This is a genomic window from Burkholderia sp. S171 (assembly GCF_009766085.1).
In the GTDB taxonomy this organism is placed as follows: Bacteria; Pseudomonadota; Gammaproteobacteria; order Burkholderiales; family Burkholderiaceae; genus Caballeronia.
Window position 1 is genome coordinate 1 of sequence record NZ_LMUF01000044.1, and the last position, 18238, is coordinate 18238.

Below are 18238 nucleotides of genomic sequence, written 5' to 3' on the forward strand. Positions count from 1 at the left end.
TCCTTCACGCCCTTCGAGTGCAGGAACGAGCGCAGGATCTTGTTGGTCGTGCGCGGATAGACGTAGTCGGTGCCCAGCAGGAAGAAGCGCTTGGCGGCCCCGCCTTCCTTGCTCATCAGGTATTCGGTCGCGGGAATGGCTTGTTGATTCGGCGCAGCGCCCGTGTAGAACACGTTCCTCGACATCTCTTCACCCTCGTACTGCACCGGGTAGAAGAGCAAGCCGTTGAGTTCCTCGAACACCGGCAGCACCGATTTACGCGAGACAGACGTCCAGCAGCCGAAGGTCACCGCGACCTTGTCTTGCGAGATCAGTTGACGCGCTTTCTCGGCGAACAGCGGCCAGTTCGAAGCGGGGTCGACCACGACCGGTTCCAGTTGGCGGCCAAGCACGCCGCCGCTTGCATTGATCTGCGCAATGGTCATCAGCGCCGTGTCTTTAAGCGACGTTTCCGAGATCGCCATCGTGCCGGACAGGGAATGCAGTACACCCACTTTGATGGGGCCGGTATCGGCGGCATGTGCTTTTGAAATGGGCAGTTGTCCCGCAATCGCGAGCGCGCCCGACATAGAGCCGAACTTCAGAAGACTGCGTCGTTTCATTGTCTTTCCCCTTGCCGATATGTTTGTTGGAGGCGAGTGTCTTGTGGGCTTTTTTATATCGCTGACGGAGAGTCAGTCGTTTGGACACTGCAAGGGGTATGCCAATGAGTAATAGATGCTGGTGCGCTGCGGTTTATAGACGACAAGAGGCTTTGTGGGCCGGCGTCCTCGCTGCTTTGAGCACGAGTTTGGTGCAATGACGATAGCGGCGCTTTGTCGCGGTGCGCGAGACGACAGTTTTAGCGCGGACTTCCGCATCTGGCCGTAGCTTGGGCGCGGTCACGTTCTTGCTGAAAGGGTATTGCGTGCGCGTCAACGTCCGTGAGGGCCGGGCGCTCAGATAATCGCCACTCGGACTAATAAGCTGCGGCGGGGTTAGAGGCGCTACAAGGGATTGAATCCAACTCAACGCAATCCTTAGGCGCAGGCTTTACGGGCCTGCGCGCCTTGATGTTCGATCTATCTGGATCAGTGTATAGTCAACTGCACGCCTTGTTGAACCATCAGCTCTACATGCGCCGTCGAATGTTCATAGACGTCGTACGTAACTCCTCCAACCTTCGTTTCCGCTTGTTGTTCCCATTCGCCATCGGCAATCCCCGCAACACGCGTATTCGACAACTTCACCGAATCCCCCGCCTTGCCATTCACCATTAACTGCTGTTTCCCATCGATACGGAACAGATCCGTCTCTCCGAGATTCAGCACATCGATCATCGCGATCTTCAACGTGTTGTGCTGTCCGCCCAGATCAATTGTGTCGATGCCCATGATGGTCGAGCCAATCGTTTTACCCGTCAGCGAAGTCAAGTCAATCAACTAATGATCGTTCGCGATCGAAACGGTGTTGAGGCCAGCGCCGCCGTGGATATGCGCACCTCGATCCGCTGCATCGAAAAACGCGGCGCTTTCTCCCGACGACGTCATCGATACCCAGCGATCCGTCTGCCCAAGCAGCGCACTGAGCGTGTGCTTGTCCAAGATCTGGATGGCGTCGTCCGTGCCAGTGTGCGCAGAGACTTTCAACGTCGCTTCCGGATGCGCTGCGGCCACGGTTTTCCAATCCGCAGCAAATGACACGATGCCATTTTCGTCGCCCGTGACCGCGAGCACCGCGACTGTCTTGCCAGCGACGATCAATTCCGCCGACAGATCCAAAGCGGCCGCGCTGCTGCCGGATTTCGAAGGCGTCAGCGCCTGCACGTCGAGCATCAACGCGCCATCGCTCAACATGAGGCGCGTGGACGATATGTCCAGCAGCGGCTCAACATGAGCGCTTACGACCCGTACATCAAGATGATTCGACTCGAGCAGGGTGCCGCTTTCCGGGCTAACCGTGCTGACGGAAAAGTCGTGCCGTCCAGCGGCGAGCGCAGGTGTGCTGAAGCTCCACGTTCCGCCCGACTGCACCGTTGTCGAGCCGATCAGCGTCGCATTGTGGAAGACCGAGAGCACAGTGCCGGCCTGACCCGATCCGGTCATTGATGGCACGGACGTGTTGATGTCGATGGTATTTGCAGACCGATAGTCTCCCGTTTCGGCCACGTTGCCGATGGCGGTGATCAGTGGCGCACCGCCGAAAAGAAACGATGGGTGGTAAGGATAACGGTGCAATGCGCCGTTCGATCCAAGGCTGATGCTTGGATCGGATCCCGGAATTTCCCACGAGGGCAGCAGCGACGGAACGACGATGCCGCTAGACGGCAAATCCGCTTGGCCTTTGCCAATCGTGATGGGTAAGTCGCCACCCAATCCATTGAAACCGGAATTCGAGCCGTTCGAGATCGATGCATTTCCCGTGTCCACTGACCTTGTATCGCGCCCGCCAAGGTCACCGCGGGAAATTGACGCCCCCTCACTCGCAACGAAGGAAGATGACGCACCCTCAGCCGAAATACGGCCGTCCGACGCCAGTGGCATGAGTTGGCTTAAACCGTCGTTCCAACCAAGCGATATGCGCGGATCGATTGCCGGCAATTCCGTCACCGGAAGCAGCGAGAAAGCGGGTGCTTTGCCAAGCGGCAAACCCGTTTGGTCGATGCCAATTGCGTCGTTGCCGTTCAAACGGATGGGCTGAATTCCAGCGCTCGCGTCGTAGGCTACAAATGCGGCAACGTCACTGTATGCCAACGGATCCAGTGCCGATAACGAAGGCCCGTGATCTGCAGCCAAGCTGAGCGTGTCGATAACGTTGCGCGTCAAATCTGTTTGGCCATGATCGATTGAGCTTGGTCCATTAATCCCGATCGAACCCGCTTCACTGGGAAAGCCGGCGCTCCCAGAACCTATCGCAACCGACGAATACCCCACGTCCAACGATCGTGCTTCTGACATGTTTGCCCCGTTTTAATTGTTGTTTATGGGCGGTGCAGACGCGTGTGCGCAAAACTCCCGCCCGATGGAAATCCCCTGCGATAGTTAAAAAACCGCAAACGATCCAACGGACGATTCTGAATAATGTGATTGAAAGGCGATACAAGAAAACTCCTATTTATCGGAGGAGTTTTCCGTGTAGTTGATGCGGATGCCTATCTTGATAAATCAGCGAAATCTACCGATTCACCATCCGCTTCGGCACGCTCAACGCGAGCAAGCCACCCAACACCATAAACGCGGCGAGCATATACATCCCGCTAGCATTGGATGCCGTCACTTGCTTCAACCATCCCACCAGATAAGGACTCAAAAACCCCGCGAGATTCCCGAGCGAGTTAATCATCGCGATCCCGGCAGCAGCACCCGTCCCGGCCAAAAACGCTGTCGGCAAACTCCAGAACAACGGCAATGTAGTGAGAATGCCCATCGTCGCCAACGTCAGCCCGAGCATCGCCATTGGCGTGTTCGTCGACCACACCACCGACAACACCAGACCCAGCGCGCCCACAGCCGCAGGAAGGGCGATATGCCACCGCCGCTCGCCTCTTTTATCGGCACTACGTGCAACGAGCAACATCGCAATCACCGCTGCGCCAAACGGAATCGCGGACAACAATCCGATGTCTAGCGCATCCTTTACCCCGGTCGCCTTGATAATCGTCGGCAGCCAGAAGCTCACGCCATACAGTCCCATCACGAACGAGAAGTACGTCAGGCTCATCAACCAAACCCGACCGCTTTTGAGCACTTCACGCACGGGCATATCCACCTTCTCGACATTGTCCTTTGCGATATTCCGCTCCAGCAGTTCGCGCTCTTCAGCGGTAAGCCACTTCGCTTTCGCAATCCGGTCGTCCATGAAGATGAACACGACAATACCGACGACGATCGACGGAATGCCTTCGAGCAAGAACAGCCATTGCCACGAATGCCAGCCGTTGACGCCATCGAAGTTCTTCATGATCCAGCCCGATACCGGACCGCCGATCAAGCCTGATAACGCAATCGCCGTCATGAACAATGTTGTCATCCGTCCGCGTCGTTCAGCCGGAAACCAGTACGTGAGATACAAGATGATGCCGGGGAAAAATCCCGCTTCGGCCACTCCGAGCATGAACCGCATGACATAGAACATGGTAGGCGTGGTGATGAACATCGTGAGGGCGGAAATGATGCCCCACGTGATCATGATTCGCGCGATCCACACGCGCGCGCCGACCTTATGCAGGATGACATTGCTCGGTATTTCGAAGATGAAATAACCGAAGAAAAAGATGCCCGCGCCGAAGCCATAGACGGCATCGCTCAGGCCCAGATCCGTGGTCATCTGAAGCTTGGCAAAGCCCACATTCACACGATCCAGATACGCCACCACATAACAAAGCAACAGCAACGGCGAGAGCCGCCACGCGACCTTCTTATACGTAGCCGCCTCGAACGCCGACGGCGGTGCGCCCGCGCCCGGTCGATGCAAATCACCCGCAGTACTGGCCATGTTGTCTCCTGACTATTTTTATCGATGGGAAAACGTGCTGTCCGATTCTAGCCGCTTGCTCCAAGCCGCAACCGCCTGTTTTCTATGGGGAAAACACCGATCAAACGTATCCGGAAGCGATCGGATACCGCTACTGGATGCTTCTTGACCCGCCCTTTGAAACGCAGGGGCTGTCAGCGAGAAATCAAGCCGTCAAACGCACCGTCCGCCATCCACTTCCAGCGCCACACCGGTGATGAATTCGGCGTCATCGGAGGCAAGGTACAAAGCTGCATTCGCGATGTCCTGCGGCGTCGAAAGCCGTCCTAGCGGAATGGTTGCGAGGAACTTCTGACGGTTCGCCGGCGTGTCTTCCATGCCCATGAACTCGGACAGCAAACCCGTTTCGCCCATCACGGGGTTAATGCAGTTGACGCGAATCCGGTCCGGCCCAAGCTCAACCGCCAACGCCTTGCTCGCGATAATCACCGCCGCCTTGCTGCCGTTGTACCAGATCAGACCGGGTCGCGGCCTCACGCCTGCTGTCGATGCAATGTTGATGAACACACCGCCGCCAACCTTGCGAAAGTAGGGCACGAATTGCGCGACGCTGAAGTAGATGCTCTTCACGTTCACCGCATAAACCCGATCGAATTCGGCTTCGGTAATTTCCATCACCGGCTTGTTCCGGTGCGTCGTGCCCGCGTTATTCACCACGACCTGCACGCTGCCGAAGTCTTCGATGGCGGCATCGAAGAGCGTTTGCCAGTCGGCTTGTTTCGTCACGTCGCCGGGGACCGCGATCGCCTTGCCACCGCTCACCGCAATCTCACTCGCCACGCGCTCCGCCGCCGCACCGTTGAGGTCGTTCACCACAACGTTCGCGCCTTCGCGCGCAAATGTCTTCGCGATTCCTTCGCCGAATCCCGATCCGCCGCCGGTCACAATCGCGGTCTTTCCTTGCAGTCTCATGTCGTCTCCTTTGTTTGCTGCTTAGCCATGTTTGATGGCGATGGTTTTGAGCACCGTGAATCCATACAGCGCTTCGAAGCCTTTTTCGCGGCCGTGGCCCGAATGTTTGACGCCACCAAACGGCAACTCCACGCCGCCGCCCGCACCATAGTTATTGATAAATACTTGCCCCGAGCGCACCTTGCGGGCAATGCGCATCTGGCGGCCGCCATCGCGTGTCCAGATGCCCGCGACCAGCCCGAAGTCCGTGCCATTCGCAAGCTTCAGCGCGTCGGCTTCGTCATCGAAGGGCATCGCGCAGAGCACCGGACCGAACACTTCTTCGCGCGCCAGACGATGCGCCGGCGGGACGTCGCGCAAGAGCGTCGGCGCCTGGTAAAAGCCTGATTCCGGCGCTTCCGCAATCACCTCACCGTGGGCGGCCATGGCGATGCCGTCGTGTTGGGCATCGGAGAGAAAATCCCACACGCGTTGCTGCTGCTTCGCGCTGATCAGCGGACCGCAATCGAGATCGAGTTTGCTCGGCCCAACCTTCAACGCGCTGAACGCCTCCGATAACCGCTCGAGCAACGGCTCGTACGCCGATCGCTCGATCAATACGCGGCTGCCCGCCGAGCACGTCTGCCCCGCGTTCTGCACGATCGCCGAAACGAGCACGGGCAGGGCGGCGTCGAAGTCGGCATCGGCGAAAACGATCTGCGGCGACTTGCCGCCCAGTTCGAGCGTGACGGGAACGTGGTTATCGGCGGCCATTTTGACCACCGCCGCGCCCGTCGCCGGCGATCCCGTGAACGAGATGTGATCGATGCCCGGATGTCTTGCTAACGCCGCGCCCGCTTCGTATCCATAACCGGTGACGATGTTCAGCGCGCCTTCCGGCAAACCCGCTTCGGCGGCGAGTTCGGCTATGCGCAGTATCGATAAACACGCGTCTTCCGCCGGCTTGACCACGCACGCGTTGCCGGCCGCGAGGGCCGCGCCGACGCTGCGACCGAAAATCTGCAGCGGATAGTTCCAGGGCACGATATGCCCGGTCACGCCGTGCGGTTCGCGGATCGTGAGGACGGTGTAGCCGGTTTGATAGGGCAGTGTTTCGCCATGGAGCTTGTCGGCGGCGCCTGCGTAGAACTCGAAATACCGCGCGATACCGGCCGCGTCCGCGTGGGCTTGTTTCAGGGGTTTGCCGGTGTCGCGTGCTTCGAGATGCGCCAGTTCGTCTTGATGGGTGGCGATGATCATCGAAAGCCTGTAAAGCACGCGTCCTCGATCGGCGGCGCTTGCGTGGCCCCACGGGCCCTCGTAAGCCTGGCGCGCTGCATGAACGGCACGGTCGATATCGGCTGCGTTGCCGCGCGCGAGTTGCGCGAAGACCTGGCCGTCGGACGGATCGATGACGGGAATGGTCTCGTGGCTTGCCGTCGTTATCCACTGGTTGCCGATGAAATGCTTTGCCTCTTCCATGCCTGACTCCTGTCTCCGTGGCTGTTTTCGGGGGTGCCGTACTATCGCTTCATCCGATTGCGCGGTGCTTCATTTGCCTTCGTTTGCGGTCATTTACGTTACCGATCACATTGCTGACAGCCTATTTTGCGCCGATTTCCTGGCTGACCGCTGACTCCGGGACGTGCATCTCGATTGGCTATAATGACGTAATTGCGCGGTTTCATGGGCGAACGTAACGCCTTGGCGCAGCGTCGCAGCCAGGACCTTCGCGCTTTCGCATGTATTGTCGCAATGCAGCAAAACGTGACGTCAGCGCGCACCGAATGCGTTTATCTCCGACACCGAATTTTCACTTTGAAGAGAGTGCACATGAGCTTTAACAACGTACCCGCAGGCAAGGATCTTCCGCAGGATTTCAATGTGATCATCGAGATCCCGGCGCAAAGCGATCCGGTGAAGTACGAAGCGGACAAGGACATGGGCCTGCTCGTGGTCGACCGTTTCATTGGAACGGGCATGCGTTACCCGGCGAACTACGGTTTCATTCCGCAGACGCTTTCCGGCGACGGCGATCCGGTCGATGTCCTGGTGATCACACCGTTCCCGCTGCTGGCCGGCTCGGTGGTTCGGGCACGCGCATTGGGGATGCTGCAGATGACGGATGAATCGGGTGTCGATGCGAAGCTGGTCGCGGTCGCTCACGACAAAATCTGTCCGATGACGGCGCACATGAAGACGGTTGATGACGTGCCTGAATACCTGAAAGACCAGATCAAGCATTTCTTCGAGCACTACAAGGCGCTGGAGAAGGGCAAATGGGTGAAGGTCGAAGGCTGGCAGGGCGTGGAAGCCGCACACAAGGAAATCACGGAAGGCGTGGCTAACTTCAAGAAGTAAGCTGGCAAAAGCGCAGATTTTCAAAAAGGCCGCCCGGTCTTGCCTGAAAGGCGAGGCCGGGCGGCCTTTTTTGTTTGTTATGAGTACCGTTCGTGAGTCAGCAATCTTAAACGCCGCCCTGTTTTAACGCAGCTAAGGGTGCCGCGCGAACCTCGTCGTTCATCGAGCGTCAATTCCAGCGTCAACGTCAGTCTGTTCGCCGGCTTCATCCGGCTCTGCAATCGTGCTGGAGTCGGCTTCTGCTTCCACCGGCGGCATAACGGCCGCCAATGCCAGATCTCCCCGTACCAACTGCCATTTCCGCGTCACTTTCAGCCGCTTCACCCAATACTCGGCACGCGACGCCTCAGCGCGTCCGCTCAGCTCAAACGAAGCCCGCACGGCCACCGGCTTGCGCGAACGGGTATATCTCGCGCCATCGCCGCTGACATGCTTGGCAAACCGCGCCTCGACATCGGTCGCAATCCCCGTATAGAGACTTCCGTCGGCGCATTCGATGAGATACAGGAACCAGGGCATGGGGAAGAGTGAAAAAGGCGAGAAAGGTGACAGCCGCAATGCCGCGCATTATCCCTCAAGCCCCGGCCACAAACCCCTTTCGAACAAAATCCTGCGACTTCGGCGAGAATAACTGTTCCGCGCTGCACCAAGCGCTCTGCCGTTAGCCCGAACAAGCCCGAAGCGAGGTAAGCCTGTTGAACCGCAAGGTCGAAATACATGTGGTCGATTCGCTCGATTCCGTGACCCCGGACGAATGGAACCGTCTCGCCGGCGATAACCCCTTCGTCCGGCACGAATTCCTGTCGGCATTGCAGGACACAGGCTGCGCGGTCGCCCGCACCGGCTGGCGGCCGCATTTCCTGCTGCTCAAGCGTGACGGCAAGTTAACCGGCGCCATGCCGCTCTATCTCAAGAAACATTCTCGTGGCGAGTACGTCTTCGACCACGCTTGGGCCGACGCCTTCGAGCGGAACGGCCTTAAGTACTATCCGAAGGGGCTATCGGCGGTGCCGTTTTCGCCGGTGACCGGGCCGCGCCTGATCGCCGCCACGCACGAGGAGCGCGTGATGCTCGCACGCGGTGCGATCGAGTTGACGAAGCAGCTGGAACTGTCTTCCCTGCACGTACTGTTTCCACAAGAGCAGGATCTCGAAGCGCTGACCGAAGCTGGCTACATGCTGCGCGAAGGCGTGCAGTTTCACTGGGAGAATGCACCCGGCGCACCCGGCGGCTACGAGACCTTCGACGCATTCCTCGCGACCATGAGCCACGACAAGCGCAAGAAGGTGAAGCAGGATCGTCGGCGCGTGGCCGATGCCGGCGTCACCTACACGTGGCTGCGCGGCGCGCAGATAGACGAGGCAGCGCTCGATTTTTTCTACGCCTGTTATGAAAATACCTACCGCGAGCATTGGAATCCGCCGTATTTGTCGCGCGAATTCTTCGACCAGATCCACAGGGCCGCGCCCGACAGCATCTTGCTCGTGATCGCCGAAGCGGACGGCCAGCGGCTCGCGTGCGCGCTGAACATGATCGGCGGCGACGTGATGTTCGGCCGCTACTGGGGCACGAAAGAATTCATCTCGGGACTGCACTTTGAAACCTGCTACATGCAGGGAATCCAGTATTGCATCGAGAACCGGCTTGCCCGTTTCGAGGGCGGTGCGCAGGGCGTGCACAAGATGTCGCGCGGCATGCAGCCCACTCCTACGTGGTCGGCGCATTGGGTCGCGGACCCGCGGTTCGCACACGCGATCAGTGAATTCCTCGATGAAGAAACGGCGGCGATGGACCAGCATATCCAGGAGCTGGAAGCGCATACGCCCTTCAGGAAAAAGGCATAGGGCAGGGTGTCCAACGGGCTCGAAACCTGACCGAATGGCTAACGCTTGATCCAATAGATGCCCGGAAACTGCAACTCGACTTATCATCATGTCGAAATGCTTTCGCTTTCACAGCGGTAACTCGTAACCCGCCCTTAACTCGTTATGCGCCGGAACAGGATCCCCGAATGCGGGGCATCGTATGGACAAGCTCAAGATGAAAAACCGATTCTTCAATCTCTACAGCCATGATTTCGCTCGCGTGGCGGTAGGCGTGCCCCGTTGCCGTGTTGCCGATCCAGCGTTCAACGCGGCCGAAACCATCGACCTGGCGAAGCAGGCGGCGGCGAACGGTGCGGTGCTGGTCGCGTTCCCGGAGCTCGGGCTTCCGGCTTACACCTGCGACGACCTGTTCCACCAGCGGGCCTTGCTCGATGCCTGCGAAGAGGCGCTCGCGTCGGTCGTGGCGGCATCGAAGAACCTTGCCATCACGATGATCGTGGGCATGCCGCTGCGCGTCGACCATACGCTCTTCAACTGTGCCGTGGTGGTCGCGGGCGGACAGATTCAGGGCGTCGTGCCGAAGAGTTATCTGCCGAACTACGGCGAGTTCTACGAAGCGCGCCAGTTCAGCGCGGCTGAGAATGCGTCAACGGATCGGGTCACGCTGCTGGGTACCGACGTACCGTTCGGATCGGCGCTGCTGTTTGAAATCGCCAACATGCCGCTGTTCCGCTTCCACGTGGAAATCTGCGAGGACGTCTGGGTGCCGGTGCCCCCGTCGTCGTTCGCAGCGCTCGCGGGCGCGACGGTGCTGGTGAACCTGTCGGCATCGAACGTGGTGGTCGGCAAGGCGAGTTACCGGCATCAACTGGTCGGCCAGCAATCCGCCCGGTGCCTTTCGGCGTATTTGTACACATCGGCGGGAAGGGGAGAGTCCACCACGGATCTCGCCTGGGACGGGCAGGCGGTGATCTACGAAAACGGCGAACTGCTCGCCGAGTCCGAGCGCTTCCTGGACACCTCCCATCTTGTTTTCGCCGATGTCGACCTCGAGCGCCTCTCGCGTGAACGCATGCGCCAGACCACGTTCGGCCAGTCGGTGCGCCGACATGCCGACGAAGTATCGAAATTCGAAACGGTGTGCTTCAATCTTGATCTGCCGATCAGCCGTGCATTGCCGTTGGACCGGGTCGTGGAACGGTTCCCCTACGTTCCGTCCGACCCTAAGCGCCGCGACGAACGCTGCAACGAGGTCTACAACATCCAGGTGCAGGCACTGGTGCAACGGCTCTCGGCCAGCGGCATATCGAAGGTCGTGATCGGCATTTCGGGCGGCCTGGATTCAACTCACGCGCTGCTTGTCTGCGCGAAGGCCATGGACCGGCTGAAGCTGCCGCGCACGAATATTCTCGGCGTGACCATGCCCGGATTCGCCACGAGCGACCGGACGCTCCTGCAGGCGCGTCAACTAATGGAGATCGTGGGTTGTTCGGCGAGCGAGATCGACATCCGGCCAAGTTGCGAGCAGATGCTGAAGGATCTCGGCCACCCGTATGCGTCGGGCAAAGAGGAATACGACATCACATTCGAGAATGTGCAGGCAGGCGAGCGCACGAATCATCTGTTCCGGCTCGCGAATTTCAAGGGTGGAATCGTCGTCGGCACAGGTGACCTGAGCGAACTCGCGCTTGGCTGGTGCACGTATGGCGTGGGCGATCACATGTCGCACTACAACGTCAACGCCAGCGTCCCGAAAACGCTGATCACGCATCTGGTCCGGTGGGTCGCGGAAACGGGGCAAATCGGCAACTCGGGTTCTGACGTCCTGATCAATATCCTGAATACCGATATCAGCCCGGAACTTGTTCCGGGTAAATCAAACGGCAATCCGGAACAAAAAACGGAGAGCGTCATCGGACCGTACGAGTTGCAGGATTTCAACTTGTATTACACTTTGCGCTTTGGTTTTGCGCCAACAAAAGTAGCGTTTCTTGCATACACAGCGTGGAAGGATCGTGACGCGGGCGACTGGCCCGAAGGCGCGCATGTCGCGCGCAACGAATACGCGTTGCCGGCCATCAAGCACAACCTGGGTATCTTCCTCGACCGGTTTTTCCGGACGAGCCAGTTCAAACGGTCTTGCGTGCCGAATGCGCCGAAAGTAGGGACCGGCGGTTCGTTGTCGCCCCGGGGCGACTGGCGTGCGCCGAGCGATTCGGAATCGGTCGTCTGGGTGAACGATTTGAAGAATATTCCGGTGGATTGAGGCGTTTGCACCATATCTGCGCGTAAATGCGCCGATAACACCGTGATCCCGGTGCTATGGCGCGAGATCTCTGCGATTAACTATGAAAACGCAGCTAGAATCAATACATCGATTCCCAACTCCGTTTTTCTCGCTTATTCGTACAATTTTCCAAGAGGCGCGCCATGAAACGCATCACCGCAGTCATCAAACCGTTCAAGCTTGACGAAGTCCGTGAAGCACTCGCCGGCGCCGGGCTCACCGGTCTGACAGTGACCGAGGTCAAGGGCTTCGGGCGGCAGAAGGGCCACACGGAACTGTATCGCGGGGCGGAATACGTGGTGGACTTCCTGCCGAAGGTGAAGATCGAAGTGGTCGTGGCCGACTCACAGACGGATCAGGTCATCGACGCAATCATCGGTGCGGCCCGAACCGGCAAGATCGGCGACGGCAAGATTTTCGTGACCGACGTCGAACGCGTCATCCGCATCCGCACGGGCGAAGAGGACGAAGCGGCTGTCTAAGGCTGCGTTCGTCCGAAACCGGCCTGATCCCGTATCAGGCCGGATAGTGTCTCTGGTCGCGGATACCTAAAGACCGCGTGTCATACCGCCATCGGCCCTGCCTGGTGGCGTCTCCCGCTTTGCCCCTCGTCAGACCATTTTCGTCATCAATGTAAAAAACCATTGCGGTACTATCAGCATCCCTGTGTGCTATTTGTAAGGATTTGTGGATGCATCACGCGATTGGCTTCATTCAAGATTTAGCGGTAATCATGGCGATTGCGGGCGTCGTCACGGTTTTATTTCACCGTCTGAAGCAGCCGGTCGTGTTGGGGTACATCGTGGCGGGCGTGATTATCGGGCCGTACACGCCGCCGTTTCAGCTTATCCACGACGAAGCCACCATCCAGACGCTCGGCGAACTCGGCGTGGTATTCCTGATGTTTTCGCTCGGGCTCGAATTCAGCCTGAAGAAGCTGTTCAAGGTCGGCGCGACGGCGTTCGTGGCAGCGGCGTCTGAGATCGTGCTGATGATCTGGATTGGCTACGAGATCGGCCAGTGGTTCGGCTGGAACGCAATGGATTCGCTGTTCCTCGGCGCCATGCTCGCCATCTCGTCCACAACGATCATCGTCAAGGCGCTCTCCGAACTCGGCATGAAGGGCGAGCCGTTCGCGCAGCTGATCTTCGGCATCTTGATCGTCGAGGACATTCTGGCCATAGCCATGCTTGTGCTGCTTTCGGGTATTGCGCAGACGGGTTCTGTCTCGGCGGGCGTGGCGTTCGTCACGCTGGGCAAGCTGCTTTTGTTCATGACGGTCTCCATGGTCGTCGGCATCCTGATCGTGCCGCGCGCGCTCGACTATGTGGCGAAGGCCAAGAGCGACGAAATGCTGCTCGTCACTGTGCTCGGATTTTGTTTCGGCTTCTGCCTGCTGGTCGTGAAGCTCGACTACAGCATCGCGCTCGGCGCGTTCCTGATCGGCGCGATCATGGCCGAATCGCGCAACCTGCAACGCATCGAACATCTGATTGCACCGGTTCGAGACATGTTCTCTGCCATCTTCTTTGTGACCATCGGCCTGATGCTGAACCCCGCGGTGCTCGTGGACTACTGGTGGCCGATCGCGGTCATCACGATCGCGGTCGTATTCGGCAAGATCGTGTCGTGTGGGCTTGGCACTTTCCTCGCGGGCAGGGACGGGCGCACGTCGATGCGTGTAGGCATGAGCGTCGCGCAGATCGGCGAGTTCTCGTTCATCATCGCGTCGCTGGGGCTGTCGCTGAAAGTGACCAGCAGCTTCTTGTATCCGATCGCTGTCGCGGTTTCCGCGTTGACCACGCTGTTCACGCCGTATCTGATCAAGGCCGCGGATCCGATCACGCGCCGCATTGCCCGCTCCATGCCTGTTCCCGTTGCGAACACCTTCGGCCTGTATTCGCAATGGCTCGCGAGCCTTTCGCCCGACACCGGCGGCCCGACGTTGTTCAGCATGACGCGCCGGATCGTGGTTCAGATCGCGGTGAATCTTGCGCTGGTGGCCGCCATCTTCCTCACTGCGTCTTACGCAGCGCCGTTTGCCATTGAATATTTGTCGCGCTGGTTGCCCACCAACGATGCCCAGCGTGTCGCGCTCTGGAGCGTGGCCTTGCTGGTGTCCATGCCGTTCCTGGTGGCGGTGTATCGCAAACTGGGGTCGCTCGCATTGATGCTCGCCGAAGTGAGCGTGCAGCCCGCGAAGGCCGGACGTTTCACGCGGGCATTGCGATCGGCCATTTCCGGCCTGATCCCCATTCTCGCGATGTTCGGTGTTTTCCTGCTGGTGACAGTGCTCTCGGGCGGTATCCTGCCGCGGTTCGGCTTGATGATCGCGGTGCTCGTCTGCGCGGCGTTATTGCTCACGGTATTGTGGCGTTGGTGCGTCAAAATCCACGCGACCATGCAGATTGCGCTGCGAGAAACATTCGAAGAGCCAAGAGATCATCCTTGAGCATGAAACCTTTGTTTTCCCCGATAATGTGAGCAATTGTTTGATGGTTTGCCGCCCCCGGACCAGAGGCGGATAATTAAACTCTGACCATTCTCACAGCGCCTCGCGCCTATATTGGAATGAGCGAAAACAAGTCAAACGAATCAAATGAGTCGATAGCGCCGGGCACGCCCGGCACGGGTTCTCCGGGAGCCGATTCTTCGGGTTCCGTCCCGGGAAGCCATACGCCTGCGGTCCCTCCCACCTCATCCTCAAAGAGCGCTGATATTCCTCCTGCCGCCGCGCAGCCTGGTCCGAAAGAGACGGCGGCTGAACGGGCGTCGACGGATGCGCCCGACAGCGCGTCGACGGTAGAACCTATCGATACCGCCAAAGCGCAACGTGACGATGCAGCCGAGGCCCGCGCATCGGCTGCGAAGGCGAAGTTGACATCGACGCAGGCAACGGCCACGTCTGCTGCGAACAAAACGCTCGATGCCAAGGCTAGTCTTGCAGCGCAGGTCGAGACCGCGACGCAAGCGGAGGCGAGTCTCGCAGCGGAGCTTGAAAACGCCACCGAGGCGCAAGCCGCGGAGGCCGAAGGCGTTAACGCAACAGACAGCGCAACAGAAAGCGTCACGTCGAAGCCACCTTCCAGTCTGCCGCCGGGATTTTCGACCGCACCGGATTTCGGCACATTCCGTCCGCCACCCATGCAGCCCGACTCAGCCGATGCGAAGTCGCCGCCTGCTTATCTGCGTAACAGCGATTCCGCGTGGTCGGTGTTCGGCCGCGTGATCAAGGCGCGTGCGCGTCAGATCTTCGATCGTGCCGGTCAGCGGATCACGCAGAGGACATTGAGAATTGGCGTGTCGGCGCGGATTTTTCATCCTGAACCGGGCGCTAAAGGACTGCGCGGCAAGACGTTGCAGTATCTGGAGGAATCGATTGCGCATTGGGTGATGTCGCGCGACGTGCTCGTCTTCATGATTCCAACGGTCGGCCATCAGGGCATGCTGCATCCGAGCAACATCCGCTTGCGCGACTACGCGAAACAGCTGGACGGCCTGCTGCTGCAAGGTGGCGCTGACGTATCGCCGCAATCCTATACGGAAGCGGCCACGCGTCACGAATGGCCCGGCGACCGCGTGCGGGACATGTACGAACTGGAACTGTTGCATGAATTCATCGAGGCGGGCAAGCCTGTACTTGGTGTGTGCCGCGGATGCCAGCTGATCAACGTCGCGTTCGGCGGGACGCTGTACCAGGACATTGCGACCGATGTCCCCACGGCCGGCGTGCATGTGAACGAGCAATACGATCAGCATCGCCACCCGATTCGTTTCCCCGATGGCTCAACGCTCGTCAACATGTTTCCGGGCCACCGCGAAGCGCTCGTCAACTCGATCCATCATCAGGCGGTGAAGACGATCGGCCGTGACCTGAACATCGAGGCTGTGTCGGCGCACGACGGCATTATTGAAGCGGTGCGTTATCGGCGTGCACCGTTCGTGATGGGCGTGCAATGGCATCCGGAGTTCCATCGCGCGGGCGGCGACGAGTTGCTCGATTGCACACCTTTACTCGATACCTTCCTGCGCGTGGCACGCGAAACACGTTTCTAGATGTACGTGGGTTGATTCGCGAACCGCGGGAAGTGAGCGTACGTATAGTAATGACTAAAACACAAAAGGCCGTTCCAACATGAAAGTTGGAACGGCCTTTTAGTTGCCACGCGGTCGCCTGGATCGAATGCCAGATCGAGCTTGAGCGTTACTGAACGAGTCCTGCTTCACTCTGATCCTGGAGTTGCTGAACCTGCCGCTGCAACATAAGCAACTTGCGCTCGGCGACGGATTTTTCATTCAGCAATGCCGCCGATTCCACCTGCATCTGTTGCTGACGTTGCGACACTTCGCTTTCCTGCACCCGTGCAATGGAAAGATCAGTGGTCAGGCGCTGCGCCCGATCATTCGATACCGCAATGACGCGTTCGAGCAGCGCCTTTTGCGCCTGCAACCGCGTGCGTTTGATCTCGCCCTCCGCGAGCGCATAGCTCTTGCGGGCGAACTGCGCATACACCGTTTCGGCACGCGCGTCGTCCTGCGATTTCACCACGCGCCAGAAGTTCTTGTCCTGGAACAACGCGACGTAATACACCATGTCTTGCGGATAGAAAAACAGCGCCGCGCCATAGTTGCCGTTGTACGTGACACGCAATTCAGTCACCTTATGGGCCTGGACCATCTGCATGAGTTCCGACACATTGCCCGGTGTCTGGCCGTTCGACGCAGCGTCGGAGCCGTCCTGAAAATCATCCATGGAACCGTTAGCGGTAGGTTGCCGGATGGGATCGGCGAGGCCTGTTGTCGAGAGCAGCGTGCCAACTGGCTGATAAGCCGTCGCGACGGATGAGCCAAGCGCGATCACAGCAACGAACAGCGCGTTCAGGAGGGTGGAGAGGGAGGCGTGCTTCATAGGGCGAGGCTTCAAGATTAAGTAAGTTTCGGCTACCGAATGACGATGCATCGTGCCGCGTGCGGGGTGAAAACGCGCTGCACGATGTCGCCATGAGGGCGGCCGGTCACTTGGAAAATTGCGTGGGCGTGTCAGTGACGCGACGTTGGCTCAAGTCGGAATTCCAGCTGGGTGCATCGCTGGAGCGGGGGGAAGGCAAAGCCGCCGCTGCTCTGGGCGCTACGCGAACTGGCTGGCGGGCTGAGCCGCTGTTGTCATCGAGTACGGCGGAGTGCGCGAGCATGTTGTACATATCGGTGACGCTAAGCGATGAGCTTGCCGTGTTTGAGCGCGTGTCATTGCGTGTGAGCGTACGGCGGCCCGGCGACGTGAGGGGAGCTTCATGCCCGGTGCTGCGATAAACCGGCTCGCCGTGATACTCATGGCCATGGCGCCGATGCATCACCTCGTACCGGTGCGCATCGCGCTTGCTCTTCGCCTTGGCTTTCGAACCATGGCGTTCCAGAGGTTGCGCAACTGTCCGCGCTTTGGTTGCGCGTTCCGACACGGTATTGGGCGCGGTGGCCCGGCTATTACTAGCGATGGCGCTCGTAGTCGTGGCCATGCTAACCGGCGGCTTGCTGTTGCTGTTGCCGTTGGCGCTACTTAGATCGACAGCTTTTTGCACCGCAGGCAAAGCGGCAATCGCGGCGGCGGCGGAGCGAGTGGCAGAAGCTTCGGCCGAAGCAGCAGTCTTGGCCGCCGCTGAAGCCACAGTCGAAGCGCCATTCGAAGCCGAAGGCGAAGCAACCACCACCGTTGCGCTCGACGCACCGGATGCATGAACCGTTTCAGAATCAGAATCAGAATCGGCTGTCGGTTTGATCACCGGGATAGCGCTCAACACGATCTTGGGCTTTTGCGTTTCGGCATCCTGATGGCCGATTTTCGTACCAAACAATGCCCATGCAATAAACGCAGCGCATGCCAGCGCAATCGCTCCACCAGCAAACTGCTTGCGATGATCGTGATTAGCTGCCGGTGCTTTCACATGCCGGTCGTCGGGCGCGGTGAACGGCTCGAACGCGAACGGCGCCGGCTCGGCGGCTGGCGGTGCTTCGTTGACGGGAACCGGGGGAATCCCAATGCCTTGCTCGGCGTGATTGACTTCGTCGTTGCGTTTGAACTTTCCCCAGAGACTGGCGGGCGTATACGGGAAACGATCGTCGCGAAGAGAAAGCGCGCTGATATAGGCCGTGAGGAAACGAGCCGCGTAAAACGGTATTTCATATTCAGTCAATACCGGACGCGTGCCGGTTAACGTCCACTCTTCGCCATAAACGGCGTTGGGCATACCGGCAAGCGGGAACAGCGTCGGCAGAAGCAGATCGCCTTGTACAACGACCAGAGGAGCATTCATCTTTTCTCATTTCCGAAAGCGGGCGTCAGGACTGCTCAACGAACGAACAAGCG

At 59.0% G+C, this 18238-nt stretch carries 15 protein-coding genes; 6 read left to right on the top strand and 9 right to left on the bottom strand.

Going from position 1 to position 18238, the window contains the following annotated elements; all coding sequences use genetic code 11:
- The 6 genes from GSQ93_RS24760 to GSQ93_RS24785 all read right to left on the bottom strand — a co-directional run.
- Positions 1–602: transporter substrate-binding protein (locus GSQ93_RS24760; RefSeq protein ID WP_158938290.1), on the bottom strand; the 602-nt coding region annotated here is incomplete at its 3' end.
- 468 nt (positions 603–1070) lie between these two features.
- The gene (locus GSQ93_RS24765; protein WP_158938291.1) at positions 1071–1421 is read right to left on the bottom strand and encodes a hypothetical protein; all 351 of its coding nucleotides are present in this window, start codon (positions 1419–1421) and stop codon (positions 1071–1073) included.
- Positions 1422–2936 carry an Ig-like domain-containing protein gene (locus GSQ93_RS24770; protein WP_158938292.1) on the bottom strand — a complete coding sequence of 505 codons (1515 nt, stop codon included), beginning with the start codon at positions 2934–2936 and terminating at the stop codon, positions 1422–1424.
- Positions 2937–3153: 217 nt separating this feature from the next.
- Positions 3154–4473 (bottom strand): MFS transporter, encoded by a 1320-nt coding sequence (locus GSQ93_RS24775; RefSeq protein WP_158938293.1) that lies wholly within the window; start codon positions 4471–4473, stop codon positions 3154–3156.
- 192 nt (positions 4474–4665) lie between these two features.
- Positions 4666–5424 carry an SDR family oxidoreductase gene (locus tag GSQ93_RS24780; RefSeq protein WP_158938294.1) on the bottom strand — a complete coding sequence of 253 codons (759 nt, stop codon included), beginning with the start codon at positions 5422–5424 and terminating at the stop codon, positions 4666–4668.
- A gap of 21 nt (positions 5425–5445) precedes the next feature.
- A complete protein-coding gene (locus GSQ93_RS24785) occupies positions 5446–6885 on the bottom strand; it encodes an aldehyde dehydrogenase family protein (protein WP_158938295.1) in 1440 nt (479 codons plus the stop codon).
- Positions 6886–7236: 351 nt separating this feature from the next.
- On the opposite strand from GSQ93_RS24785, the gene ppa reads away from it, so the two are divergent.
- Entirely contained in the window at positions 7237–7764 is a 528-nt protein-coding gene (gene ppa / locus GSQ93_RS24790) for an inorganic diphosphatase (RefSeq protein ID WP_047844889.1), read from the top strand.
- A gap of 159 nt (positions 7765–7923) precedes the next feature.
- Here ppa and GSQ93_RS24795 read toward each other — a convergent pair whose 3' ends face one another.
- Complete coding sequence (locus GSQ93_RS24795) at positions 7924–8283, bottom strand: GIY-YIG nuclease family protein (RefSeq protein WP_158938352.1); 360 nt, start codon at positions 8281–8283, stop codon at positions 7924–7926.
- A gap of 176 nt (positions 8284–8459) precedes the next feature.
- Here GSQ93_RS24795 and GSQ93_RS24800 point away from each other — a divergent pair, with 176 nt between their 5' ends.
- From GSQ93_RS24800 to GSQ93_RS24820, 5 genes are all read left to right on the top strand, one after another.
- Positions 8460–9608, top strand: coding sequence for a GNAT family N-acetyltransferase (locus tag GSQ93_RS24800; protein WP_158938296.1), 1149 nt, complete (start codon positions 8460–8462; stop codon positions 9606–9608).
- Positions 9609–9804: 196 nt separating this feature from the next.
- Positions 9805–11856, top strand: a complete 2052-nt coding sequence (locus GSQ93_RS24805) for an NAD(+) synthase (RefSeq protein WP_158938297.1) — start codon at positions 9805–9807, stop codon at positions 11854–11856.
- Between the two features lie 164 nt (positions 11857–12020).
- Positions 12021–12359: a P-II family nitrogen regulator gene (locus GSQ93_RS24810; RefSeq protein ID WP_031361078.1), complete on the top strand. Its 339-nt coding sequence runs from the start codon at positions 12021–12023 to the stop codon at positions 12357–12359.
- Positions 12360–12568: 209 nt separating this feature from the next.
- Positions 12569–14329 (top strand): cation:proton antiporter, encoded by a 1761-nt coding sequence (locus tag GSQ93_RS24815; RefSeq protein WP_158938298.1) that lies wholly within the window; start codon positions 12569–12571, stop codon positions 14327–14329.
- Positions 14330–14448: 119 nt separating this feature from the next.
- Complete coding sequence (locus GSQ93_RS24820; protein WP_158938299.1) at positions 14449–15933, top strand: gamma-glutamyl-gamma-aminobutyrate hydrolase family protein; 1485 nt, start codon at positions 14449–14451, stop codon at positions 15931–15933.
- A 148-nt stretch (positions 15934–16081) separates the two neighbouring features.
- On the opposite strand, the gene GSQ93_RS24825 is transcribed toward GSQ93_RS24820, so the two are convergent.
- The gene (locus GSQ93_RS24825) at positions 16082–16786 is read right to left on the bottom strand and encodes a DUF2968 domain-containing protein (protein ID WP_158938300.1); all 705 of its coding nucleotides are present in this window, start codon (positions 16784–16786) and stop codon (positions 16082–16084) included.
- Positions 16787–16892: 106 nt separating this feature from the next.
- Complete coding sequence (locus tag GSQ93_RS24830; protein ID WP_158938301.1) at positions 16893–18185, bottom strand: hypothetical protein; 1293 nt, start codon at positions 18183–18185, stop codon at positions 16893–16895.
- Between the last annotated feature and the right edge of the window lie 53 nt (positions 18186–18238).